Here is a 24,220-nt window from a genome sequence, read left to right as displayed (position 1 = left end):
GGAGGTCCGACGAATCACTGCTCAACTGGCTCTCAAACCTCTGATCGTTATGTGGCCCGAATCAACCAAACCAGCCGGCCAGAACCGGTTCCGGCGGCCGGGCCACATAATCAGGCAGGGCACAGAAGACGGATAACGAGAAAACGGTCACCGTCAGACACGTCGCCGGCGTGCCGGTGCGTAACCGGCAGACCGTGGACTTCGCCCGGCATTACGGGGTTACGGTGCTGACGTGCCAGCCGGCGGACCCGGCCACGAAGGGCGGGGTCGAATCCAGTGTGAAACTGGCGAAGGCCGATATTGTGCCGACGGAGACGAACCTGCTGGCGCAGTACGCCTCGTTCGCCGAGATCGAAGCGGCCTGCACCGCGTTTGGTGAACTCGTCAATAACCGGGTGCACCGGGTTACCCGGCGCACCCCCGCGGCGATGCTCGCCGAGGAGCAGCAACGCCTGCACCGGATCCCCGATACCGCCCAAACCGTGGCATTCGGACTGGCATGCCGGGTCCCGCCGAACACCCCGATGGTCACCTACGAGAACGCCCAGTACTCGGTGCCGGCACACCTGCTCGGAGCGCAGGTCTGGGTCCGCTCCCGCGGGCAGGGCAAGGATGAACAGGTCATCATCGTCCACCACGGCGTCAGCGGCCCGGCCGAAGTCGCCCGGCACACCCGCGCCCGGCCGGGCTCCCCGGCTATCGCCGATGAGCGGCGCCCGTGTGCATCTTGGATGTCACCTACTGCGCCGAGCCGGGCGGGAGACTTTCCACAGCCCAATCGGATGCGCTTACACCCTTAGCGCGTCACCGTCGGTCTCCGTTCTGAGACTCACAGTCAGCCGCGTCCACCGAATCGAGATTGAGCTGAAGCGAAGTGGTCGGCCTGGACGGTGGGGATAACGACTTCGCTTCTGGTCCAAGAGACGAGAGAACCGTTGAATCAGAAGAGTTGACCCATTTCTTGGCAAAATATTTCCCATAAAATGGGAATCTGCACTCCTTATCTGTGATTACAGACACTAAAGTCTCTTTCATGATTGAAAAAGGACCAGGCGCTCGGCCTTCCTCACCCATGGGATCACAAAAGGCTCCCACGCATGTATCCGGGGCGCCTTCGCGGGTTCTGGAGATCCTCCTACAATTCGCGTCAGCTCAAGTCCTCACGGCAGCTCAGATCAGTGCACGGACAAAGATTCCGACTAGTGCTGTATATCGGCACCTGTCTGCTTTGGTCCAAGCTGGGCTCGTTGGATCGGCAAACAGCCGAGGACAGTTTTCGGCCGGATCGGCGACACTTCGGCTGGCCGCCAATTTCCGTCAGGAATCAGTGGTTAAGAGCCGCATCAGATCCCAACTTCAACAACTCTCGAACGAAACCGAAGAGCTGGCCGCCTACCTGGTGGTCAGCGGCAACCGGGCACTGTGCCTGGAAGCCATCGAGGGCCCGCAACTTCTGCGCTGCAGCTACTCTGCAGGGCGGTCCCAGCCGCTCCATCGCGGCGCCAGCGCCATGGCCTTGCTGGCCAACGTCACGAGCGACGAGCAGAAAGACATCATCGCCGACTTGGCACTAGATCGGGAGCAATCCGCTGCCCTTGAACACGAACTTCGGCAGGTGTCCGCCCGCGGCTTCGCACTTAGCCAGGGTGCCGTGGATTCCGGCGTGTGGGGGGTCAGCTTCCCGATCTTTGACGCGGCCGGACGGCTGTCGGGAACACTCAGCACTATGGCCCCGTCCGCAAGGGCAATCCGAAACGAGAAGCGGCTTATCGCCTCCACCGAGGCGGTCGCCCTCATTCTCAACGAGTCAGCAAAAGAGAATTCATGAAGGAAGAACTTAGTCCACGCCGGTGGACCGGCCGCGACGACGGACCGGCACTCGACCACCGGCGCTGGCACCACGCAATTAACCTCTCGCTGGCGCATACCGGTAAGGCCACTCCCGGCATCGCCCTCCTGGGTTTTCAAAGCGATGAAGGAGTCCGGCGCAACATGGGGCGCGTCGGAGCTGCCACTGCTCCCGACACGATCCGCTCCGCTCTGGCGTCCCTTTCGGCACCGGCTGAACTGATGCTCCACGATCTGGGTGACGTGTCGGTCACTGACAGCGACCTCGAGTCGGGCCAAGCCAGGCTCGGCAAGGCGGTCACAGCGGCGTTGGCAGGCGGACACTTGCCCATCGTGCTCGGAGGTGGCCATGAAACCGCCTACGGCAGCTACCTCGGCCTCTGCGGCGTCGGCATCCCCGCCATGGGGCGTCTGGGCATCATTAACCTCGACGCCCATTTCGACCTTCGCGCCGATCCCGTCCCCTCCAGCGGGACGCCCTTCCTCCAAATCGCAACCAGTGAACGCTCGGTCGGCCGGGACTTCAACTACACCGTCATTGGCATCAGCGAACCCAATAACACGGTCGATCTGGTCCAAACGGCCGCTGATCTCGGAGTGCGTTACCTGCGCGACGAAGAGTGCTCCAGCACCAATCAGGCTGCCGTGAATGAATTCGTGGACGACTTCCTGTCCCGAGTGGACGCCGTATATCTCACCATCGACCTGGATGTCCTCCCTGCCCATGTGGCCCCGGGAGTCAGTGCGCCTGCGGCTCTGGGCGTCCCCTACCGCGTCATCCTGGCGGTCTGCCGGCGACTGGCCCGGTCACCAAAACTGGTGCACGTTGACGTCGTCGAACTCAACCCGCGTTTTGATATTGATGATCAGACTGCACGATCGGCTGCCCGGCTTATCCATGCTATTGCCACCGAACATGCTGCCCAGCTGGGGAAGCCAACAGCCATCCCGGCATCAACGAACCAACCTGGAATCGAGTTCCTGTGAAGACGATATTCACCCGCCGCCGCTTTTGGGCTTTCCTGTTTGCCTTGGTTCTCTTGGGCATCACTGGCGTCACGGCACAGGCCGCAACAGCCGCCACTACGCCGGCCCCAACCCCGGCTGTTACCTCAGAAAAGCTGGCTGCGTTGCAATCGGGGAACTTGACTTTGCGTGTGGGCACCGACGCTACGTTCCCGCCGTTCGAGTTCACGGACGCAAACGGCGACAAAATGGGCTTCGACATTGACCTCGTCAGGGCTCTCGCCAAGCAGACAGGGATCAAGAACGTCCAGTTCATCCAAATGCCGTTCGGCAACATCGTCCCTGCCCTGCAGGCAAATCAGATCGATGTAGGCGCCTCCGCCATCTATATCAGCGCCGAGCGTGCCAAGGCAGTGGACTTCTCCGATGTCTACTACCCGGGAGGCCTTTCCATCTTCGTCTCCGACAAAAATACCAATGTGAAATCGCTCGCGGACCTGGCCGGCAAAAAAGTGGCCGTGCAGGTCGGTACGAAGTCGGTTGAGTGGCTGTCGCAGAACCAGCCGAAGGCGCAGCTGGTGCAGGTGCAGACCAACGATCAAATGTTCTCCTCGGTAAAGCTTGGCCAGGCGGACGCCGTGGTTACAGGCCAGCCCGGCGGGCGTTACTTCATCGTCCAGCAGGGAGGCCTGAAGCAGGTGGGAGAACGCCTCACGAACGAAAACTACGGGTATGCCTTCCAGAAGCCGGACACTGCCATCAAAGACAGCTTCAACTCAGCCCTGTCCGACTTAAAGGCCAACGGAGGGTACGACAAGCTGACGGCGAAATGGTTTGGCCATGTCGCCACGGCCGCTCCGGTATCTGCCAAGGCCCACGGACTGATCAACATTTCCTCGATCACAAACTCTGCCGTCCCACTGTGGAATGGCTTTGTCACCACCATGGAAATAATCGGAATGTCACTGGTCCTGAGCCTGTGCTTCGGCATGCTGGGGGGCTTTGCCAAGCTGTCCAAAATTACACCGATCCGCTGGCTAGGGACAGCCTATGTCTCAGTCATCCGTGGCACGCCGTTCATCGTGCAGCTCTTCCTGATTTACTTCGGTCTCCCGCAGCTTGGTCTGCAGCTGCAACCTCTGGTTGCCGGTGTCTTCGCCCTAGGGTTGTACAGCGGTTCCTACGTGACCGAAATTGTACGCGGCGCCATCCAGTCCGTGGACAAGGGACAGATGGAGGCCGCCCGTTCCTGCGGCATGAGTTCGGGCTCCGCACTGCGCCACATCATCGTCCCGCAGGCATTCCTGCGCATGTTGCCGCCCTTGGGCAACGAATTTGTGTCCCTGACCAAGAACTCCGCACTTGTTTCCTTTGTGACCATCAGCGAACTTTTCCTCGTGGGCCAGACCATCATCTCGCGCACCTTTGACGCGCTAACCGTGTACATCTTCATTGGCCTGGTTTATTACGTCATCACCAACATCATCGGCTTCATTGCCAACACCCTGGAAAAGAAAATGGCGGTCTACCTCTAATGGCACTTCTTTCGACCACAGCGATCACGAAGACCTTTGGCACCCTCAACGTTCTCAAGGGCATCGACTTCACTATTGAGCCGGGTGAGGTGGTGGCGGTCATCGGCCCCAGCGGTGGTGGGAAGTCAACGTTCCTGCGCTGCCTTAACTTATTGGAGATCCCATCCTCCGGTCATGTGGTTTTTGATGGTGAGGACTTGCTGAACCCCAACGTTGACCTGAACCGCCTGCGTTCTCGGATGGGTATGGTGTTCCAGCAGTTCAACCTGTTCCACAACCTCACGGCGCTGCGCAACGTCATGCTGCCGCAAATGAATGTCTTGGGCAAGAGCAAGGCGGATGCCGAGGCGCACGCCATGGAATTGCTTGAGAAGGTGGGCATGACGCACAGAGCCGGCGCCTACCCCAGCCAGCTCTCCGGCGGACAAAAGCAGCGCATCGCCATCGCGCGCGCCGTGGCCATGAATCCAAAGTTGATGCTCTTCGACGAGCCCACCAGCGCACTGGACCCCGAGGTTGTTAATGATGTTTTGGACGTCATGACGGACCTCGCACAGCAAGGCATGACCATGATCGTGGTCACCCACGAGATGGGCTTCGCCAGAAAAGTTGCGGATCGGGTGGTGTTTGTGGATGGGGGAGTCATCGCCGCGGATATGCCACCGGAAAAATTCTTCGCAGACGATAATACCCATCCTCGCGTCCGGGAATTCCTCAATAAGGTGCTCTAGCTTCATGGGATATGTAAAAGGGTACACAAGACCACCTGATTGATCCCGTGCACAGACAACTTCCTTTTGGCTTCTTTCAAGGCGTGGTGTCATACCCTCGAAGCGACAAGTCAGTTGAACAGAGGAGCTGCTGGCTGGGCGCAAGTCGTTGTCTTACAGATGGGGCGGACATCGCCGTGGGATCGGTTTCGCGTAGGCCCCATTCCTCGACCATGGTGTAAGAACGCCTTTGACCTCGATGCCGCACTCGTTGAAGTAGTTGTTGGCGCGTTCCCAGAACCCGGCAGCGGTCTCTTTCTTCTCATCTGCCACGAGCGGATCCGCCTCCGCCGTCCTAGGATTCCTCACACCACGCGAAGTCTTCACCAAATTACTCAACGACAATGTTGCTACGACGGCTTGACACCGCCGACGACTCCGAGTGTCTATAGGGATTGACGGTAGTGGTGTGGAAGTCCACGCCAATGTCTCAAGAAGCGGCATTTTTCCAAGACGCCAGGGCTGACCTGGCAGAACAGATCGTTCTTGTGACTGGCTTCGGACGGGGCTTAGGATGTTCGAGGCACAGTTTGCGGGAAGTGTCCGGGGTGCTTTGAACACGACCCAGCAGGCTTTGGAGGGGATGCGCGGCCACGGGTTTGGGCGCATCATCAATGTTGGGACCAATCTGTTCCAGAACCCGGTGGTCCCGCACCACGACTACACCGCGGCCAAGGCCGCCCTGCTGTCTTTGACCCGCACCATGGCCAAGGACCTCGGGCAGCACAATATTGCCGTGAACATGGTCTCCGGCGGACTGCTGCGCACCACCGATGCCAGCGCCGCAACCCCGGAGGAGGTCTTTGACAACATTGCCGCTTCAACACCCCTGGGCAAGGTCACCACCCCGGATGGGTGACGTATGTGGGCCACACCGCGGCCGAAGCCCGAGCCAGACAGGACCGCACGGATGCCCGGAGCATCGCAACAGCGCACGCGGGGATTCCTATCTGAGGCACGGCGCCCCGCGCCGATCTTGAGGAGATTTACGGTGGCCTTTCCCTCGATTGCACACGTTGCCCTGACGGTGACTGATCTCACGTCGAGCGCGGCGCGGTATGAACGGCTGCTCGGCGTCTCCCCGGTGCTTAACGAAGATGCCGGAGGCTTCTGGCACACGGTTTATCCATTGGCCGGAGGAGCGCTCTTCGGCCTGCACGCGCATCCGCAGACTGACCCCAAAGACCACTTCGACGCGAGACGAGTAGGGTTAGACCACCTCAGTTTCGGTTGTGAAACCCGTGAAGAACTGCAGGCCTGGCAGTCCCGACTCGAGGAACTGGGCATCGTCCACGGCGGCATCGTCGACGCGGGGTATGGATCCGGTCTGTCATTTAAGGACCCTGACGGGAACGCCCTCGAATTCTTTGCTCCGCCGTCCTGAGCCCCGTTGGGCGTGCTGCCCAGAGTCTCTTTGCGATGCTGATGATTGGGACAAGGGTGCTCCGGCAATGTGCTGCACCGGGTGCGGCGAGATCAGTAGGGGTCCCGGCAGACTGCGGCGCCGTGGTGCGCCGACGTCGTTCTCCCGGGATCCAGGCGCGTGATGATCGATCGGGCCGTGCTGTAGGAAACGGGCACCTGCCCTGTTCAGCTCCGGTGCTGCGGATGTCCCGGGGGATACACTCGGCCGTCAGGGCCGTTGCTCCGAATCCACACCAGGGGATCTTGCCCCGCGGGACTCCGGGACAGGGGTGCTGTGTTTGATGTGCCGGGTGGGGATAAAGAACTCCGTGGGATGTTCAGGTCTAATGGTCTTGACGTGCGCAAGGTTGGCGGCTGAGCAGTACCCGGCATCGGCATTACACGTCTGGGGCGTCACCGCGACCGTGGCAACGGTGTGCTCGATCATGGCACCAGCTGGCGGATATCGGCGGCCTTTATCGCCGGCGCCGGTGATCTCATCATCATCCCCACCACGGGTCCGCGCCTTCTCTTCGGCGAGCTGGTGGGCCTTGGCTGCCGTTTCTTCCTCGAGCGGGGCACGCGCACCCGTCATCGCCGCAGCCCGGGCTTCCCTGCACGCCAACTCCGCAGGAAGCTCATCCCTGCGCTTGCCGGGCCCGAAGCGTGCGTCCTCGTCAGCATTAACGGTCTTCGCTTCCTCCATCAACGCACTGATCTCCTCCGCCAGGCCGCGAAGCACTCGTGGCCACAGAGGTCCACGGTCCGGACCCGGTCAAGCGCGATGCCGGTGCAACACGTATTCGGGTTACGCACTGAAGAAAAACTCCAGCGCAGTCCCATCGGGATCCTTGAAGCTCAGGGCCGTCCCATAAGGAGCTTCTACCAGTCCGCTGTGCTCAATGTTGATCTGAGTGAGGTGATCAGCCCACGCTTGAAGCTCATCTTTCGTACTGACGCCAAAGCCCACATGATCCATGCCCGGTCGGAATGGAGAGAATTTTTCCGTCGTCGTGGGCCTGTGCTCGGTGAGCCCGAGGTTAGTGCCGCTGGGAAGCGCGAAGAGTTTCCGCTGCAGATTTTCGCCACAGAGTTCGCCCGCGGGTGGAAAACCGAAGACACGCTGGTAAAAAGTGGTGCTGACGGTGAGATCGCTGACGGTAAGAGAGAGGTGGTGGATCCCGGTGAACAGGGGCATATTTTCGGTCAACTTCCATCGTGGTGACTGGGCACTGTCAGCCCAGCCATGGGTGTCGGACTCGTCGGTAACGAGCCCGGGTCTCACTCAATTTTGTCAGGTAGGGGAGCCCCATGAAGACTGGTTCGTCGTCTACGCTATACCGACGCGTTCCGGGTGGAGTCCGGACCCTCCAGCGCGTTCCATTGTTCTTGCCAAGCGGCAGATCTCCCAGACGGCCAAGGCCTGCAGTATCGACGATTTTCCCGTGTGATTAATGCCAGTCATGAAAATCAAGTGCGGCTTCAAACTCAAAGTTAGAGTTCGATACTGCTAATCGTGTCAAAGCCCGGCTATTCATTGGCTGGCGCAAACGCACACAATCTGCCGATTCCTCCGTGGCGGCTTCAAGAAACGCCTCCAAATCGGCGGTATTACTGTCGGTGTCATTGCCATCTGAAAATACGGCATCAGCAGGCGGCCCGCCTTGATCTTCAGACTAGTCACTAAACCTGTCACGACCTCAGTCCCGAAGGACGCCTGCTCGTTGTCTGCTGATTCGAGCCGATGCCGCGAAATGCAAAACGGTCCAGCGAGCGGTGGGTGCGCGCCATGGTGGGTGATACGACGGTAGTTGACAGCCGTGCACCGTTGCTTTTTTGGGAAGACACGTTTCCGGTGCCCTCTTATGCTTTCGCCGAGGACGACGTCCGCACGGACCTGCTCGTTCGGGCAGCCCAGGCCCCTTCCACGGGGGAGTTCTTTTTCCTGCCGAAGGGACCGGTCTCCCAGTGGTTCGACCTCCACGTCGAAGGCACAGACTTCGCCGGTGCCGCCTGGATTCGTGACGATTCTGCAGTGAGTGATCGGATTGTGTTTAGCTGGCAATCCACCATCATGGACCGCTGGCTGGAGGAAGATGAGCAGGTCCACAGCCATCCGCGCGACCCGCACAAGCGAGTCGATGCTCTTCGGAGCTGACGGCACGTCACCGTTGCCCTCGACGGCGTCGTCCTCGCTGGGTCCAAGCGGCCTGTGCTGTTGTTGGTAACTCATCTGCCAACCCGTTTTTACTTTCCCAGAAGCGATGTCCGGCTCGACAAACTTGGCGGCAGCGCCAATCGCAGCCACTGCCCCTACAAGGGCTTTGCCGAGGAGTATTGGAGTGTCCCTGGAGTGCCCGGCGTGGCCTGGTCTTATCCCCATCCGTACCCTGCCGTAGCGGCCATTGCGGACCGGATCGCGTTTTACAATGAGTCCGTCGACATCATCGTCGACAGCGTCTTTCTACCACGTCCCGATTCGCCCTTTGCCCAGACAGAGAACCGGCCTAGAAGCGTCTGAACCGGCAGAACGGATGCGGCACGCTCGCACCCGACGGAACTGCCCAAGCACGACGGAGCTGAAAACTAAACTCTGGTCAACGCCGTTTCATCTAATCCATGGGTGCGTAGGACTGGGTGAGAGTTGCGAGGAGGCGACTGGTCCCGGTTGAAACGAGCCGCGCAAGGCTAGAACGCCGCCCTACATGCGGGCCAGACGCTCGATGTCCTCCAGGAATTCGCGCGCTACCTCATCGCTGACCGTGGCCCTGGTGTCGGCTATGGTCCCAAGGTAATCCTCCGTGGACGGGCCACGCTTCAGTTCCAAACCAGCGGAATCACCAGTGGCACCTGGCTGCGCGATTCCGCCGTCGTGCTGGTAAATGGCCTTTTCCAGCGCCCGCTGCGACGCGCTGCGGGCAGCGAACTCGATGTCCGCAGGCGAGAATCCACCGCTGCGCTCCACCAGCAGCTCCACTTTCACCTGCTCCAGCACGGAGGGAGGAATGAAACGCTCCCACATGGCCCGGCGGGCTTCCGCGTCCGGCAGACCAATGGGAATAACGTAATCGAAGCGACCGTGCCGCAGGAAGGCCGAGTCCAGGGAGCGGATGAAGTTGGTGGCGCAGATCAGCAGACGCCCGGACTGCTCGCGGAACGCAGGAATGATTTTCAGCAGCTCGTTGGTGACCCCCTGCAGGGCCGACGGCGGCTCACCCGAGCGGTGCGAGGCGATCTCCTCCACCTCATCGATGAACACCACGACGTGTTCCAGCTCGGCAATCTCCAGGAAAGTTTCCCGCAGCGCGCCGGCAAGCCCGCTTGGATCCGCCGCGAGCCGGGAGGGGAAGACCTCCACGAACGGCCATTCCAGCCGGGACGCGATGGCTTTGGCGAAGGTGGTCTTGCCCGTTCCGGGCGGCCCGAAGAGGACGACGGCGCGCGGCGGCACGACGCCGAATTCCTCGGCGAGCTCGGCCTGCGCCAAGGGCAGTACCAGCCGGCGTTCCAGCAGGTCCTTCTCCCGCTTCATGCCGGCGACGTTTTCCCATAGGTTGCGATTGAGCAGCCGGCCTCCCAGTTGCCCCAGCGGACCAAGGTCCTGGCGTTGAAGCGGTATCCGGCGCTCGAAGTACCTCAGGTTCTTCTTGTCCTGGAAGCCGCGGCTCAGGAACGCGTCAACGCGCGTCGCCGTGTCTGGCATCAATGCCGAGAGTTTAGTCAACCCCAGCGGGGCCATCCGGGTTTCGACCCCGGCCAGCAGCGCGGTGCCGATCCCCCGGCCCCGCCACTGCGGCAGCGTCGCCAAAAAGACGATCCAGCCCTGGTCGTGTGCGGCCCTGCCCACGGCCGCACCCACCACGTCCTCACCCAGAACGGCAACGACGCCATGGTCCTTTTCGCAGGACGCCAGAACCTCAGACAGGTCATAGACGGGGTCCAGGCCGGCGGATTTCAGGGTCTCCCACAGGTGCAGGATCCCCTCCAGATCTGTCGGGTGGAAGTCGCGCACTTTCCAGGCGGTCATAGTCTGACTCCTTCGCGTCGGGTGCTTGCATCATGGCATGGCCGAAGCCCCGGCGGTTAGCTATGTGACGCCCATCGCCAACCTGATGACATTTTCCATGCTGCTTTGGGTTTGAACCAGGCAGTTTCTGTGAAACCGGGGCTGGCGCTGTAGCTGTGGCTGCCGTTGTCATCGGGTTGGAGGAGGCTGCTGCGTCTGACTCTCCTCATCTGATAGACGGCACTCTATTTTTATCGAAGGGGTCGCGAGTGTTGACAAATACTTTGGGCGGCCGGCTTCCCAGAGATCGGTGTAGAGGGGCCATACCGGGAGCCGCCGAACTTCCGATGAGTAGTTAGAGCGGTGCCTTCGCATGGAAGGAGGTGTTGACCATAATGCTGCACGGGGCAGTCCAGGCCGACAGTCGCTAGGACGATAACAACTCTCGATTCTCGCGTCACTTGCGCCCAACCGTCGCGCCCACGCCGGTCGCTATTGACGGGGGGCGCCGCGACTAACTTGCTTCAAGCACTCTCTTTAGGGCTGTGAGCTGCGCGACTTCTGTTGCCATGGTTTTGGCGATCATAGGGGCCAGGAGCTTCATGAAGCCCTTGGGTTGGACGTCGAGTGTGAATCGCAGCTCCGTGCCCGCCTCGATGTCTTGAAGCCAGTACTCGCCTGCGGGTCGGGCGGGGCCGGCCACCACGTGAAAACGCAATAGCTTGCCGGGGACGGCCTCGGTGATCTGATAGTCTCCGGCAATGCTACGGCCGCCTCGTTCCGAGAGTGTTTGGCTATACACGGCACCTACGGCCCCGCTTTTCCCGCTCTTCAAGGCGATGTCCTTGATTCCCTGGCGCCCAGAGGGGTTCATTCATCCCGTCAGCGAGGAATGCGTAGACATCCTGCGGTGCCCTGTTAATGGTGACGTTGTTCTCGGCGTGGGCCATGGGTGGTTTCCCTTCCTAGCTGAATTGATTACGAAGAAGCTATGTGCCCATGTCGACAAGTTCGAAGATTTCCAGACTGAAACGGCCCTTGCCTTCGGAGAGGAACGGGTGACCCTGGGCCAGCGCTTTGGCGGCATCCAGGTTCGCGGCCTCGACAACGGTGTAACCCTGCAGATCGCCGGTGGCGACGCTGGAACCGTCGTCGCAGATCGCGGTGCGGGCACCGAAGGGGGCGCCGCCGTCGACCATTGCCGTGCCGACCTTGCCCATCCAAGCGCCCCAGGATGCCATTTCCTTGGCGGACTGCTCCTTAGTGAACTCGTCCATGGGGGTAGCCGGGCCGTTGTAAATATAGATGAACTTGCTCATGATCATTCCTTTGAACGATTCCAATCGCATACTGGCTGGCTGCAATCGGAAATGCTGCATTGAACTTATAGGCCGGGCGGCGTGCCCGTATAGGGGCTGCGGGGATTACATCGGGGGCAGCCCGGTTTCAAGGATTGACTTGAGTTTGGCCAAGTCCTTGCGCATGGCCCTGCGCATCATGGGGGCCATGAGTGCTCCGGCGAGAACGGAGAATTCCCGGGGCTCCCCGTTGTTGCGCAGGGTCATGATAGTTCCGTCGCCGGCATCGGACCACGTGTAGGTGGTCTTCATGGGAAAGGGGCCATGGCTGGTGCGCATAACGAGCATTTCCTCGGGCACCAGTTCCATGAACTCATAGGTGTAATCCAAGGTCCGCCCCAGGAAACGGGCACTGAATGCCACCTGCGAGCCGATCCGCACTGGCGGTTGTGTGAGCCACCGGGCTGAGGCGATGTTCGTGTACCACTTGGAGGCGTTGTCCGGGTTGCCTGCATACGCGGCAACGTCAGCACGGCGGACGCGGATGTGGATTTCGTTCTGAATATCAACCATAATGATTGTTGTCCTGTGGCTCAGGTGTTTGCTGTTTGTCGGCCGGTAAAGGCCACCAGCCGGTCCAGGCTCTCGGCCGATTCTTCGATGAGGGATTCCGCCGCGAAGCTCTTGCCGCGCATGCCAGGGGCAATCGTGTTCCGGGCCAGTCCCAGAACGTAGTCCGGGAGGACCGGTGAGACCTCCAGCTTTCGTCCCGTGGCGGTGGCCAAGTCCCAAGCGTGAACCAGGAATTCCAGATTCAAGATGTTGGCTACGGTGGCCGCCGGCAATTCGGCAAAGCCCATATCGATGGTGCCCGCCAGCCCCCGGGCGTTGAAGGCCTCCAGAGTCGGCGCGGCTACGTTGGCCACGCGGACTTCCGGCGACGCGTAGGCATCGTCCATGATGTCGATAGCCAACGCTTCCCCGATGCTGGCGACGGATCCAGTCAGGTGATCCACCAGCGCGGCCTCGGCGCTGATGACCTCATTGAGCGGTTCTGGTGCGGCCGACCAATCGTCGGCGCCAGCGTCGCCAGCGGTGGCAAAGGCCACAAGGCGCCCAAGATAATGGGCCCATCCTTCGGCGTGACCGGCGGCGGCCTCGCCGAGGAGACCCTCATGGAACAGTCGCACCGTAGTGCCGCCATCGCCGGGCTCAAGGGTGATGGTGACGGCGGAGGGCTCCGAATCAGGCGCGGCTGCGCCCGCCCAATCCCATGTGAAGACCACCCTCTTGCCGGGTTCAATCTCAGTAAAGGTTCCAGCCGCGGAATGCCCCGGCGAGATGGTCCAACGGTAGCCGCCGCCAACGCTCAGGTCCACACGGGCGGCAACAGTTTGCCAGCGGCGAAGACGTTCGGGCTCGGTGATGAGGGCAAACGCGGTGTCCAGGTCAACTGGAATAAAGACGGACTGTTCAATGGTCATTGAAGTTCTCCTGGGGGTGGTGGGGTTGTTGAGTTGAAGCGGTCAACGCAGCTGCCTCGGCCGCAAGTATGTCCAGCTCTGAGGTCCAAAACCTTTCAAGCGAATCCCGCAGCCGGGACATCCCCCGTGGATCGAGGCTGTAGTACCGCCGTCGGCCGTCCTTTCGGGCCTGGACCAATCCAACGTCGGCCAGCAACAACAGGTGCTGGGAGATCGCGGACCGACTTACGGGAAAGTTCTCCGCCAACTCACTGACGCTGGCTTCTCCTCCGCCCAGCAGCTGCAGCAGGCGCCGCCTGACCCTCGAGCCTCTTAAACTCGATGTCTGCGTCCACCAGCTCTCCGGCAACGGTGCCTGGCTGAAAGCCGCCTTGGGGCAAGATGAAGACCGAACGTAACATCATGGAACGGGCCAGGGACGCTAAGATCATCCGTCCGCGACGCGGGCCCGCCCGGCACCTCGCTAGATGTTACCCGTCCGCGCCCGTCAGGTGATGCCGAGCTGGAACCAGCCAGCCCAGCCGCCGGAGCCGTCCCACCAGGTGCTATAGATAAGGCCGTCGGAACCGACGGCGAAGAGGTCAATGTGTTCGGTGACCCGTGAAATGGCGGCGATCTGGCTGCCGGGTTCGGCAATCCCGCCGGAGACGCTGAACCACTTGGCCCAACCCGTCGTGTCATGCCACCACGTGCTGTAGATCCGGTTGTCCGTGCCCACGGTGAAAAGATCCAAATGGTTCGAATAGCGGGCGATGGCAGTCACGGGAGATCCCGCCGAGGCCACGCCGCCGGAGACCTGGAACCAGTCCGACCAGCCGGCCCTGGCATCCCACCACGCCGAGACGATCCGCCCGTCCGAGGCGGTGCTGAACAGGTCGAGATGATCGGGGTAGCGGGCGACGACGGACACGGTGGCGTCGGCCCGGGCCGTCGCCGAACCGATCAGGAACCAACCGGACCAGCCGGAGCGTTGATCCCACCAGCAGCTATACACGCGATTGTCGGTGCCTACGGTGAACAGGTCGAGGTGGAAGGGATAGCGGGCTATGGCAGTAACGGTAGCTCCCGGTGCGGCGACGCCGCCGGAGACCTGGAACCAGCCGGCCCAGCCGCCGGACGCGTCCCACCACGTGGACATGATGCTGCCGTTCGCCGCCGTCGTAAACACATCAAGATGATCCGCATACCTGGCCACGACATTCACGGTCGCGCCCGCACTGGCGACCAGGCCACCGAGCTGGAACCAGGAGGACCAGCCGCTGTTTTGGTCCCACCAGGCACTGTAGACACGGTTGTCCGTTCCAATGGTGAAGACATCCAGATGGCCGGAGTACCGCGCGATGGCCGTCACCGGGGATCCCGTGCCACCGGGGGAGGCAATACCTCCGGAAAGATTGAACCAGCCGGCCCAGCCGCTGTTTTGGTCCCACCAATCTGACACGGTCCTGCCGTCGGAGGCCACCGCGAAGACATCCAGATGCTCCGGGTAGCGGGCGATCACGCTGATGGGCGTTCGGGTCCGGGCCGGAAGGGTGTCCAACGGGCCGATCCTTTTCCAGATGACCTGCCGGCACACCCGGCAGAACGGCACCCCGAGCTGGCGCATCCTGCAGCTGTACTCCGGCCGGAAGGCGCCGCAGTGGAAATAATGGGCCCCCTCAAAAAGGCCTACCGTGCCCGCCGGAACGGTGCTGGCCCGCCCGTCGTCGGTGCTGCAGTCCGGGTTGGACATGGTAGGGAGCGCGGTCGTCGCGGCCACCGCCCACCCCCACTTAAGCGTTGCCCTATTGCTGTTGGTGGTGACGTTGGGCTCTGCCGGTTCCCCGCTTGGGTGGTGATCATGTCCGGTTTCCGAGCCGCCTGCATAGTAGGCGTATTCATCGGCCAGCCCGTAGGCAGTGTGGCCCATCTCGTGCAGGGCGATTTCCGTCGCCCCGGACGCCAGGGAATAGGTCCCTACCGAGCCGCCGCTTCCGCCGTAGACCGCGGAGTTAACCACCACCAGGACCACCGTGAACTCCGGAACCTGACCGGCGGCGGCTGTGAGCGCCGTCGTACTGTTGCATTCGAGCAGCCGCCTGATGCCGTTGTTACCGAAGGATGAATCGAAATAGGTATGCGGGGCCGCGCCGGATCCACCCGTGGCAACCGGATCCGCGGCCCCGGAATCCGTTGAACTGACGTTGACCCTGAAGACGTTGATGGCGGGCGCCAGCCGATCGTACGGTTTCGTCGCTAGGAAGGCGGTGAGGAAATTGGCGCAGGCCGCATCGAGGTCCCCCTGCTGGGCTGCGGTGAACCCGTCGCCCAGCATCACTACGTTAAAGGCCCGGTTGCGGGGCGCGGAGCCGTAGATTTGGGTGGTGCCTAGTATGGTTCCGTCGGAGGTCGTCATGGCCGCACCTCACAGCTTCAGGTCGAGGGAAAAGGTTGCCACGTCGGTGACGGTAGGTCCGCCGGGACTGGGGCTCGTGGCCCCGCCGGCGGGCGGCGGTGCCTCTCCTTCAGGGGCGGAGATGCGCACGACGGCGATGCTTTGGGCCGCCGCCGTGGCCGGGACGACGACGGTGAACGCACCGTGGGGGGCGGCGCGCTCAACCCTGCTGATCGGTTCTGCGTGGTTTTCGGGAAACACTTCCGCACCCCCTGCCAGGTCTTCCCGGACCGGGACTCTGGCCAGCGACGCGCCGCCGCCGTCACGGAGCTCCACATAGTGGCCGGGCCGGATGTCGAGGTGCGTCTCGACACCGGGCACTGCCACATCCACCTTCTGCTGGTGGACAAGGCTGATTTTACCCTCCGAGTATTCGAAGATCAGCCGGACCGCATCGGAGCCGCTGGAATTGCTGACTTCACTCATAACGTTCTCCCCGAGAAGGCGCCTGACGGCGGCACGGCCCCAGCCGGCCACTGCTTATGTTCCAGTGGACTCCCGGCCGAGGGCCTTGTCAACACCTCGACGAGACTCATCTGAAGTGCTCGCGGAAGGGAGGTGCGTGCCTAAAAAAGTAAGATGTCAGGCTGCCTCCCCGGTACTCAGGGGGGTGGATGTAGCCGAGTTCGTGGGGTCTTCGGATGGCGTCGTTCCCGGTTCGTGGGGGCCCTTTTTTAGTGAAGAAGGCTGATCCCAGGTCGTTAGAGCACCCGCCTGGGCGAGCACGGGCCAGACAGCGGTGAGGACTCCAACGGCCGGTGCCGGGTCGCCGTTCTCGTGGACCGGCGACCGAACCTGTGAGGCTGGGCTGGGCACGCCATCTTGGCGGGGAGCTCCTCCTGTTCTCCGCATGATAGAGGCACGAATGCCCGAGTGATGGTTTTCCTGTTTTGAGGGGGACGTCGTTCGCAGGTGGGAGGGTTCCCCCGCCGCGCAGGGTGACCGGGCCGACCGGGCTCGAGGTGGCTGCCGGGACACACACGACGGCGTAACTTGCCGAATTGTTCGCAGTCGCCCGTTTAGCCCTTTACCGTGGCCCAAGCCGGGCAGGGCCAACCGCGGTCGGCCGGCAATGTCGCTGAAGACCTCTACCAGATTGCCCATGAACTTATTGTCCGCTTGGAAGCAGCAGAAGAAAGGAATGCATCATGACTGAAAGTAACCGCAAACCGATCGGTGTACCGCCCCGCCAACAAACCGGTAACCTATCCGTGCAGAACCTGGTGAAGGCGAACAGCAGACCCGGGACAAACGAAAGAAACACTAACGCAGCCTTTGCGATGTCGGCTCCTGGCCCGTTACCGGACACTACGCCGGAACCAGTGCCCAGGAGATGGCTCGGAGCTGGTCCAACGTCGTTTCCCGTGCTGTCCTCATGGGAGTGGAACGGGGTGAGGGCCTCTATAACTAAGGAGGTCGGTACCAAGGTGGGACACTTGGCTCCGCCAAGCTGCTCGGCGCCACGAAGGCACGCGCTGCCGTGCAGAAAGCAGAGACGAAGGCAACCAGGGCCGCGAAACGGGAGGCTGAACACGCAGCAGCGAATATGACCCCACGTGCCTGATATTGGGCCAAATGAGGCGAAAGACTGGCCGGCCCGCAACGGGCCGACCAGTCTTTTGGTCAGACGTCAGAGAGTGGTGATGTTCTCCGCCTGGGGACCTTTAGGGCCCTGAGCGACGTCGAACTGCACCTTCTGGTTCTCCTCCAATGAGCGGTAACCGCTGGAAGCGATCGCCGAATAGTGTGCGAACACGTCAGCGCTTCCGTCGTCCGGGGAGATGAAACCGAAACCCTTTTCGGCGTTGAACCACTTGACCGTACCTGTTGCCATCGCTGTTTCCTTCACGGGCGTCTGGTCGGTCCCGCTGCTCGGAATGCCGTCCCTGCCGCCCACGGGATGAGCTTATGTGCCAAAGACGCGCACAGCAAGAGATTATGTGCCAGATGAATCACCCGCCCCGCGGTCAGACAGTTCAGTTGCCCCAGACGGGGAGGCGTGCGTTAAGGATGGCGACCCGATCCAGCATGGAACGGTTCTTGGGCTGACGCTGATCGGAAATCCGAGGTGCAGATTTCTTCTGCGCATCCGGGACGTTCTTCCCCCATCGTGGGGCAGGCAGTTGTGGAGCTGAAGGAAGTAAGAACAGATCAGATAGCCACCATGTGTTCGGCGATCCGCGCTGTCTTACCCGTCCAGATACGACAGGCTAAAAGTACCTATTTCCCAAATGGCGTTCGACGGCTAATGTGTGGAAATATCGGGCCGGGCGTGAGCGCCAATTCGCAACGCATGCGCAGCCACGTTCACATTTTTAAGGGGAGATATGTCAGAGCTTGAAGATCAGCCAACGCAACCAGAGGTGACGGCGCATTCGCCGGGCCGGGAGAAACACGCCACGACGGGCCCCAATTTACACGGATATGACCCAAGCCTCTGGCCCCAAGGAAACTGATAGCCACGTAGCGCCATGCGACAGAACCTGTTTGAGTGATCGGCAGGGCCAATCAGGACACGGTGCTGCGGGTCTTGCCAGCAGCGAGTTCGTCCATCGTCAGGGGTATCCCCGACGTCATACTGAGCGACCTGGATGGGGTCTTCCGATGCGATGGTGATGATGCGGACCTCATCCGGGCCGGGCGGATTGCCGGCCAGAACAGTCATGACGCCTAAACCGAGCTTTGCGCGGTCCGGGTCATCCGATAGCGAGCTGTCCAGCGCCCATTGGGCGCGCCGCCGCCATTCAGCACGGTTGTCGGCGCCCGTTTTCTCTCCATGAGGACAACGGTTGGTGGATAGATATAGAGCATCCCAAATCGATGTCAGCGATCGGGGATGCAATTGGTGATCAGTTTGCCGCAGAAGCTGGTGTTATGTCTTTGACCTTGGGCGTCTTGCATTGAGAAAGACGCCTGATCACCACGGATATCGCCTGTTGGCTGCGGAGGTGGAATGGGCAGAAAAGAGGGTGTGCAGAATGTGGGCGGGAGCGGGTCGTACTGGTGCCGGTCTGGGCCGGATTCGTGCGGATAAGGCGCCGTGATCGTCATGAGCCTAAAATACTTACATGCCTACAACTGTTCACGAGTTCGCGTGGCCTGATCGGGTCGTCGTCGGCACCATTGGCGTTTCGGGGGCGCGCACGTTCTACCTGCAGGTGCGGACTGGGACGCAGATCGTGAGTGTTGCCTTGGAGAAGCAGCAGTCGGCCCTGCTCGCCGAGAAGATCGACGAAATTCTCGACCAGCTCATCACCCTTGAGGGCAACCCCTTCAGCATTCCCACCAGTACGCCCATTGAACTTGTCGACAATGACCCGCTCGAGGCCGTTCAGGAGCAGTTCCGCACGGGCGCCATGAGCCTGGGTTGGGACCCGACGACGGCGCAGATCGTCATAGAGGCCCACCCGGTCGCTGATGTCGGTGCTGATGACGACAATGAATCGCTTGATGAGGATGACGCTGACGCGTCCGAATTGCTGCTGGTGCGGATGCCGGTCGGCACCGCCCGCGCATTCGCCAAGCGCACCCGTGAGGTCGTGGATGCCGGGCGTCCGGCGTGCCCGCTCTGCGGGTATCCTGTGGATGCCGGCGGGCACATCTGTACCCTTCCGGAGGTCTGATGCCAGTGCATGATGAACATCCTTCCACCCCAAGGTTCAAATCCCCACAGGCAAAGTGTCAAGCAAACCTTCAGCAGTCCCGTCACTGCGGTGATCCCACCGCATGCGGCCACTGTGTCGAAGCAGAGGAACAATACCAGCGGCTGACCTAGGGGCGTAAGCCCACTGCTGGCAGCAGCAATTCGTCAATAACGGATATGAGAAACTCGCGGTTAGCTGTCTTGCGCTGCACCATTGTCCGGTACATCGCCATGGATGCGACAAGGAGTGACAACTTCTCCACGTCAGAGTCGGCCGGGATTTCGCCGCGGTCGATCGCGCGCTGAAGTAGGAGTCGGTTGACTTTCGCGCGAGGCTCGACGATGGCTGACTGCACTGCGTCGGCCAGCCCCGGTTCGCTCGAAATCATAGACATCAGCCCGGCCATGACATGAATCTTGCGGTCGCCGTCCTGGATCGAATGAGGTTTGATATTGGCAACAAGATCCCCCCGGAGTGTCCCGGTATCTGGAAGATTGGCCATATCGATGCCCGCGTTTTTCATGCACGCGACAGCGTCGATAACAAGTTCTGCCTTGGACGCCCAGCGACGGTAGAGCGTGGCCTTCCCGGCCTTGGCACGCGTTGCAACCATGTCAATCGTCATGCGGTCGTAGCCAGTTTCAGCAAGCACGTCCAAGGCAGCGGTGAGAATCTCCGGATCGCGGGTATGGTCGCGCTTGCGACCAAGCTTCGGCGTATCCACCTCGGCAGCGGCGAGATCGATGTGCCCCATTGCGGCGAACTCCTTACTGTCGGAGACCGCAGCAAGCGGCCTGGCCTTTCGTCTGGAACAATTCTAGACCGAGTATATCCGAAACGGCTGAGTTTCGGATACGCTTGGTCTCATGCCTTCTTCCCCCGCCACGAACGTGGTCTCCTCAGACGCCCCCGTGGTGTCCAGCCGACGGTGGTTAACGCTCAGCGTCGTTGCCCTCGCCCAGCTCATGGTGGTTCTGGATTCCACCGTCGTCAATATCGCGTTACCTGCAGCCCAGGCTGATCTTGGCTTCTCCAATGGAGACCGCCAATGGGTCGTCACTGCGTACTCTCTGGCCTTCGGCAGTTTGCTGCTCCTGGGCGGCCGGCTCTCGGACCTCATCGGCAGGAAGCGGACCTTCATCATCGGCCTCACCGGTTTCGCCCTGGCCTCCGCGCTCGGTGGCGCCGCGAACACCTTCGGCCTGCTCGTCGGCGCGCGCGCTCTTCAAGGTGCTTTTGGCGCATTGCTTGCCCCGACCGCTCTCGCCGTTCTGATCACAACCTTCACCGTCCCGAAGGAACGCGCCCGCGCGTTCGGTGTCTTTGGCGCAATTGCCGGAGCGGGCGGCGCCGTCGGCCTGCTCCTCGGCGGTTACCTCACCCAGTATTTTGACTGGCGCTGGAACCTGTATATCAACGTCTTCATCGCCGTCATCGCCATCATCGGCGCCGTTATATACGTTGATCACGGTATGCGGACGGGTCCGCGTCCGAAGCTCGACGCACCCGGAACCATCCTTGTCTCCGGCGCCCTGTTCGGCGTCGTATATGGGTTCTCTAACGCCGAAAGCAATGGGTGGAACTCTTCTCTCACTTGGGGTGTACTCGCCGGTGCCGGCCTGCTGCTGGTCGCATTTGTACTGTGGCAGCGGCGTGCGGCACACCCGCTCCTGCCGCTGTCGATCATCCTGGACCGCAACCGCGGTGCAGCCTACGGTTCCGTGCTCATCGCGGGAATCGGAATGTTCGGTGTCTTCCTCTTTGTCACTTACTACCTGCAGAAGACGCTCAACTACACACCGGTCCAGGCAGGCCTTTCGTTCCTTCCGATGATCGGCATGCTTATCCTCGCTGCCCAACTCGGCACGAACATCTTCGTTCCGAGATTCGGGCCGAAGATCATGGTGCCGTTCGGCATGACTCTTGGTGTTATCGCAATGGTTCTGCTCACCCGGCTGGATCTCCACAGCGGCTACGCAGCCGATGTGCTGCCACCGCTGATGGTGATGGGATTTGCGATGGGGTCGATCATGCCAGCGTCAATGCAGACTGCCACCCTCGGAGTCGACCGGCAGTTCGCCGGCGTCGCCTCAGCGATGGTGAACACCAGTCAGCAAGTCGGCGGATCAATCGGGACTGCGTTGCTCAACACACTGGCAGCCACTGCCGCAACCAACTATGTCGCCTCCCATGCTCCGGTTACCGCGATAGTCGCTGCCGAAGCAGCCGTCCACAGCTACGCGACCGCGTACTGGGCCGGCGGCACATTCTTCGCCTTCGGCGCAGTGTTCTCAGCGCTACTGTTCCGCCGTCGCGGCGACGGCGTGTCGCTCACGAACCCGCACGGCAACGCAGCAGCCGAACGAGTGCCTCTCCCAGCTCACTAGCCGTGGGGCAGATTTTCTGACCCATCGCGTTATTCCTGACGCGCGAATTACCACCCCACACTGACGAGCGGGACTACGAAAGAATGGCGTCTCCCATCCCTGAGGACTTGCCTGGGATAGGGAAGGGGTACATCGCTGTCGATGTACCCCTTCTCGCTAACCCGTCCAATCAGTGCTATTTCTTGAACGCGTCCTTAACCTTTTCGCCGGCCTGCTTCAGGTTGCCCTTGGTCTGGTCGGCCTGCCCTTCGGCCTTCAGGCCGTCATCGTTGGTCGCTTCACCGGCGCCTTCTTTGGCCTTACCTGTGAGCTTCTGCCCGGCATTCTCGATTTTGTCACCCAAACCCATAGCAACCTCCTGAAATAGTAGTTGGCCAGTAATACCTAAGTACCCCCATTCTCCTATTTTACCAAGGAACTGGGGCCGCTGCCAGGAACGCGCCAGTGATGCCTAAGAGCTGGGGTAATGGGGGACTGTCGGGAATTTTGGTTAGTCAGGATCAAGATGGCGCGGCTGGCGGTGCAAGGACGGCTGAAAAAGATAGTGGTGGTGGTGCGCCACGCCGACGAAAGTCCGGTCGCCCGGGATCCTAGGCAGGTACCACGGCAAGTGCATTACGCATCCTGGCTGGAGGTAGGTGACCCAGCCCTCGTGCGTGGAACCGGTAAAAAATGGAGACCAGCCTGCGTGATACCCAGAACTCACAGGTGACGAAATGACTGTGATCGGCCGAGGGCCGTTGTTGCCCAAGTAGATTGTCCGGGTGTTGAGGTTTGGCCTCGATGGTTCCTTTGATCCGTTCTCTTGGACGGGGGCCCGCAAGACTCCGATGGTGGGCGGGATCAATGGCTAGTAAACCGGCCGGCCGCAGCGCCGGAGAGGACTCCAGTCGGCAGTTTGCGATCCATGAGGACCATAAGCAGCTGGTGGGCGGCGCCACGAAGCGGTTCGCCGGCCCGAACGCCCAGTCCAGGTCGTTCGCCGCAAGGCGGGTGCCTTTCAGGTCCAGTTTGAAGTGCTATTGGCTCAACGGACTGGTCGCATGGTCCAGGACGACGCGCAGGGTCGCCTCGCTGACGGGGTGTCCTCGTTGCTGCGCCAGGGCTCAAGCAGCTTGCGGGTCGGTGCCTGAGCATCCCGGCGTGCGACCCGGTCAGCCATGCGCGCGAAGCTGCCCCGGGAACGGATCATCTCGCCGATGAACCGTGGAGCGGAGAAGCGCAGCGGCATGGTCATGTGCGTGACCACTTCACGCACACGCCAGCCCGCGCACAGCGACGGGGTATTCCAGTCCTGTTCGGATCGGGATTCGAGCACGTCGCTGAACGCCCGACGCTCGGCGGCAACGGTCGGCATCAGATTGTTATCTGCGCTCATCGGTCCGCTACGTTCAGCTGTGCCAGGTGAGTGTTGAACCGGTCCAGTGAGGTGAGGAATCCGGCCTGTGCAGCAGGATCCATCATGGGCGCTGGTACGTTTGTCTGTTCGATGTCGACCTGGGTGCGGTCATCGCCGACTTCGGTGAAGGTGATGGTCACGGTCATTCCCGATTGGTCCTCGATCCAGGAGAGCCGCTCCGGCGCGCTGACCTCCAGGTAGCGTGCGCTTGTCGGGTAGGTGCTGCCGTCGGTGTCGTTAACCATCACCGTCCTGAAGGCCCCGCCGGCATAGGGGTCCACGGTGATCGTGTCCAAGGGTGTGGTGACTCCGATAGGGCCCCAGAAGTGGGTCAGGTGCTTCGGTTGGATCATGCAGCTGAAGACCAGTTGCCGGGGGGCGTCGAAGGTGCGGGTGAAGTGCAGGACGTGCTCATTCATGGGGATCTCCATTCGAGGGTTCTTGCAGGGTGCGAAGGTGCTCGTCGAGTTTGTCGAAGCGCTCCGACCAGAGACGCCGGTTCTCCTCGATCCAGTCGGCGGCGACATCTAGGGCCTGCCACTCCAGGTGGCAGGGGCGAAACTGTGCCCGCCGGCGGCGGCTGATCAGTCCCGAGCGTTCAAGCACCTTCAGGTGCTTGGAGATGCCGGGCAGGCTCAGCTTGAAGGGCGCTGCCAGCTCATTGACCGTCGCGTCACCAACGGCGAGCCGGGCCACGATTGCCCGGCGGGTCGGATCGGAGAGCGCGGCGAACGCCGCGTCGAGTCGTTCGCCGACTGCCGCAGTCATGGAGTGCTCCGGAATTTGCTCATGCAAGATACTTAACCAAACAGTTAATTAGCTGTCAAGCAAAATAGCGCCTTCCGCTTCAGACTCTTGGTAAATTATGCAGTTATGCGGTGGGGCTGGGATGAGCGCCCAAGAGGGTACGGGGCGTGTTGCTCCGGAGGTGGCCGCTGAGTGAGGACAGCCCCGACGACGATGAGGTAGTGGTCCCGGCCCGCGGCCAGTGGGATGAAGGGTTCGCCGTATTCGGCCTATGCAGGGAAAGAGCTGGACTGACTGC

General features: G+C 61.4%; 24 protein-coding genes and 5 pseudogenes. 12 read left to right on the top strand and 17 right to left on the bottom strand.

Annotation, left to right across the window (positions count from 1 at the left end; all coding sequences use genetic code 11):
* Positions 1–128: 128 nt before the first annotated feature.
* The 6 genes and pseudogenes from OS914_RS14050 to OS914_RS14030 form a co-directional block, all read left to right on the top strand.
* Positions 129–719, top strand: a pseudogene (locus tag OS914_RS14050) (Mu transposase domain-containing protein); the annotation flags it as partial.
* A 314-nt stretch (positions 720–1,033) separates the two neighbouring features.
* Positions 1,034–1,237 (top strand): annotated as a pseudogene (locus OS914_RS18280) (ArsR family transcriptional regulator); the annotation flags it as partial.
* A 90-nt stretch (positions 1,238–1,327) separates the two neighbouring features.
* Positions 1,328–1,828: an IclR family transcriptional regulator domain-containing protein gene (locus tag OS914_RS14045; RefSeq protein WP_267546686.1), complete on the top strand. Its 501-nt coding sequence runs from the start codon at positions 1,328–1,330 to the stop codon at positions 1,826–1,828.
* Positions 1,825–2,835, top strand: a complete 1,011-nt coding sequence (hutG, locus tag OS914_RS14040; RefSeq protein WP_267546685.1) for a formimidoylglutamase — start codon at positions 1,825–1,827, stop codon at positions 2,833–2,835. Before OS914_RS14045 ends, hutG begins: the two co-directional genes overlap by 4 nt.
* Positions 2,832–4,349 carry an ABC transporter substrate-binding protein/permease gene (locus OS914_RS14035; RefSeq protein WP_267546684.1) on the top strand — a complete coding sequence of 506 codons (1,518 nt, stop codon included), beginning with the start codon at positions 2,832–2,834 and terminating at the stop codon, positions 4,347–4,349. The genes hutG and OS914_RS14035 overlap by 4 nt, the downstream gene beginning before the upstream one ends.
* Positions 4,349–5,080, top strand: coding sequence for an amino acid ABC transporter ATP-binding protein (locus OS914_RS14030; protein WP_267546683.1), 732 nt, complete (start codon positions 4,349–4,351; stop codon positions 5,078–5,080). Before OS914_RS14035 ends, OS914_RS14030 begins: the two co-directional genes overlap by 1 nt.
* A gap of 216 nt (positions 5,081–5,296) precedes the next feature.
* Here the strand turns inward: OS914_RS14030 and OS914_RS14025 are convergent.
* A pseudogene (locus OS914_RS14025) lies at positions 5,297–5,395 on the bottom strand (IS481 family transposase); the annotation flags it as partial.
* Between the two features lie 226 nt (positions 5,396–5,621).
* Here OS914_RS14025 and OS914_RS14020 point away from each other — a divergent pair.
* Together OS914_RS14020 and OS914_RS14015 are read left to right on the top strand one after the other, a co-directional pair.
* Positions 5,622–5,972, top strand: a pseudogene (locus OS914_RS14020) (SDR family oxidoreductase); the annotation flags it as partial.
* Positions 5,973–6,110: 138 nt separating this feature from the next.
* The gene (locus tag OS914_RS14015) at positions 6,111–6,503 is read left to right on the top strand and encodes a VOC family protein (RefSeq protein ID WP_267546682.1); all 393 of its coding nucleotides are present in this window, start codon (positions 6,111–6,113) and stop codon (positions 6,501–6,503) included.
* Between the two features lie 249 nt (positions 6,504–6,752).
* Here OS914_RS14015 and OS914_RS14010 read toward each other — a convergent pair whose 3' ends face one another.
* Together OS914_RS14010 and OS914_RS14005 are read right to left on the bottom strand one after the other, a co-directional pair.
* Positions 6,753–7,229 (bottom strand): hypothetical protein, encoded by a 477-nt coding sequence (locus OS914_RS14010; RefSeq protein WP_267546681.1) that lies wholly within the window; start codon positions 7,227–7,229, stop codon positions 6,753–6,755.
* Between the two features lie 102 nt (positions 7,230–7,331).
* Entirely contained in the window at positions 7,332–7,721 is a 390-nt protein-coding gene (locus OS914_RS14005) for a VOC family protein (RefSeq protein ID WP_267546680.1), read from the bottom strand.
* 546 nt (positions 7,722–8,267) lie between these two features.
* Here OS914_RS14005 and OS914_RS14000 point away from each other — a divergent pair.
* Positions 8,268–8,681 carry a DUF427 domain-containing protein gene (locus OS914_RS14000; protein WP_267546679.1) on the top strand — a complete coding sequence of 138 codons (414 nt, stop codon included), beginning with the start codon at positions 8,268–8,270 and terminating at the stop codon, positions 8,679–8,681.
* An 18-nt stretch (positions 8,682–8,699) separates the two neighbouring features.
* A pseudogene (locus OS914_RS18275) lies at positions 8,700–9,044 on the top strand (DUF427 domain-containing protein); the annotation flags it as partial.
* Between the two features lie 180 nt (positions 9,045–9,224).
* Here the strand turns inward: OS914_RS18275 and OS914_RS13995 are convergent.
* The 9 genes from OS914_RS13995 to OS914_RS13955 all read right to left on the bottom strand — a co-directional run bounded on the left by OS914_RS13995 (position 9,225) and on the right by OS914_RS13955 (position 17,579).
* Positions 9,225–10,550 carry an ATP-binding protein gene (locus tag OS914_RS13995; RefSeq protein WP_267546678.1) on the bottom strand — a complete coding sequence of 442 codons (1,326 nt, stop codon included), beginning with the start codon at positions 10,548–10,550 and terminating at the stop codon, positions 9,225–9,227.
* A 493-nt stretch (positions 10,551–11,043) separates the two neighbouring features.
* On the bottom strand, positions 11,044–11,403 hold the full coding sequence (locus OS914_RS13990) for an SRPBCC family protein (protein WP_267546677.1): 360 nt from the start codon (positions 11,401–11,403) through the stop codon (positions 11,044–11,046).
* Positions 11,404–11,518: 115 nt separating this feature from the next.
* Positions 11,519–11,848, bottom strand: coding sequence for a YciI family protein (locus tag OS914_RS13985; RefSeq protein WP_267546676.1), 330 nt, complete (start codon positions 11,846–11,848; stop codon positions 11,519–11,521).
* Positions 11,849–11,953: 105 nt separating this feature from the next.
* Complete coding sequence (locus OS914_RS13980) at positions 11,954–12,400, bottom strand: SRPBCC family protein (RefSeq protein ID WP_267546675.1); 447 nt, start codon at positions 12,398–12,400, stop codon at positions 11,954–11,956.
* Between the two features lie 20 nt (positions 12,401–12,420).
* Positions 12,421–13,311, bottom strand: coding sequence for an SRPBCC domain-containing protein (locus OS914_RS13975; protein WP_267546674.1), 891 nt, complete (start codon positions 13,309–13,311; stop codon positions 12,421–12,423).
* A complete protein-coding gene (locus tag OS914_RS13970; protein WP_267546673.1) occupies positions 13,301–13,660 on the bottom strand; it encodes an ArsR/SmtB family transcription factor in 360 nt (119 codons plus the stop codon). Before OS914_RS13970 ends, OS914_RS13975 begins: the two co-directional genes overlap by 11 nt.
* Before the next feature lie 138 nt (positions 13,661–13,798).
* The gene (locus tag OS914_RS13965; RefSeq protein WP_267546672.1) at positions 13,799–15,706 is read right to left on the bottom strand and encodes a M64 family metallopeptidase; all 1,908 of its coding nucleotides are present in this window, start codon (positions 15,704–15,706) and stop codon (positions 13,799–13,801) included.
* A gap of 9 nt (positions 15,707–15,715) precedes the next feature.
* Entirely contained in the window at positions 15,716–16,171 is a 456-nt protein-coding gene (locus OS914_RS13960; RefSeq protein WP_267546671.1) for a hypothetical protein, read from the bottom strand.
* Between the two features lie 1,204 nt (positions 16,172–17,375).
* Positions 17,376–17,579 carry a cold-shock protein gene (locus OS914_RS13955; RefSeq protein WP_267546670.1) on the bottom strand — a complete coding sequence of 68 codons (204 nt, stop codon included), beginning with the start codon at positions 17,577–17,579 and terminating at the stop codon, positions 17,376–17,378.
* Between the two features lie 1,234 nt (positions 17,580–18,813).
* Between OS914_RS13955 and OS914_RS13950 the strand changes: the two genes are divergently transcribed.
* Positions 18,814–19,368: a DUF3090 domain-containing protein gene (locus OS914_RS13950; RefSeq protein WP_267546669.1), complete on the top strand. Its 555-nt coding sequence runs from the start codon at positions 18,814–18,816 to the stop codon at positions 19,366–19,368.
* A gap of 148 nt (positions 19,369–19,516) precedes the next feature.
* On the opposite strand, the gene OS914_RS13945 is transcribed toward OS914_RS13950, so the two are convergent.
* On the bottom strand, positions 19,517–20,143 hold the full coding sequence (locus OS914_RS13945) for a TetR/AcrR family transcriptional regulator (RefSeq protein ID WP_267546668.1): 627 nt from the start codon (positions 20,141–20,143) through the stop codon (positions 19,517–19,519).
* Positions 20,144–20,255: 112 nt separating this feature from the next.
* On the opposite strand from OS914_RS13945, the gene OS914_RS13940 reads away from it, so the two are divergent.
* On the top strand, positions 20,256–21,776 hold the full coding sequence (locus tag OS914_RS13940) for an MFS transporter (protein ID WP_267546667.1): 1,521 nt from the start codon (positions 20,256–20,258) through the stop codon (positions 21,774–21,776).
* A gap of 175 nt (positions 21,777–21,951) precedes the next feature.
* Here the strand turns inward: OS914_RS13940 and OS914_RS13935 are convergent, their stop codons facing one another.
* The 4 genes from OS914_RS13935 to OS914_RS13920 form a co-directional block, all read right to left on the bottom strand.
* Positions 21,952–22,125 (bottom strand): CsbD family protein, encoded by a 174-nt coding sequence (locus OS914_RS13935; protein WP_267546666.1) that lies wholly within the window; start codon positions 22,123–22,125, stop codon positions 21,952–21,954.
* Between the two features lie 678 nt (positions 22,126–22,803).
* On the bottom strand, positions 22,804–23,154 hold the full coding sequence (locus OS914_RS13930) for a maleylpyruvate isomerase family mycothiol-dependent enzyme (RefSeq protein ID WP_267546665.1): 351 nt from the start codon (positions 23,152–23,154) through the stop codon (positions 22,804–22,806).
* On the bottom strand, positions 23,151–23,594 hold the full coding sequence (locus OS914_RS13925) for an SRPBCC family protein (RefSeq protein WP_267546664.1): 444 nt from the start codon (positions 23,592–23,594) through the stop codon (positions 23,151–23,153). Before OS914_RS13925 ends, OS914_RS13930 begins: the two co-directional genes overlap by 4 nt.
* Positions 23,587–23,943: an ArsR/SmtB family transcription factor gene (locus OS914_RS13920; RefSeq protein WP_267546663.1), complete on the bottom strand. Its 357-nt coding sequence runs from the start codon at positions 23,941–23,943 to the stop codon at positions 23,587–23,589. Before OS914_RS13920 ends, OS914_RS13925 begins: the two co-directional genes overlap by 8 nt.
* Positions 23,944–24,220: the final 277 nt, after the last annotated feature.

This window comes from Arthrobacter endolithicus (assembly GCF_026627425.1).
Lineage (GTDB): Bacteria > Actinomycetota > Actinomycetes > Actinomycetales > Micrococcaceae > Arthrobacter_M.
This window is presented reverse-complemented; position numbering and strand designations above follow the sequence as displayed.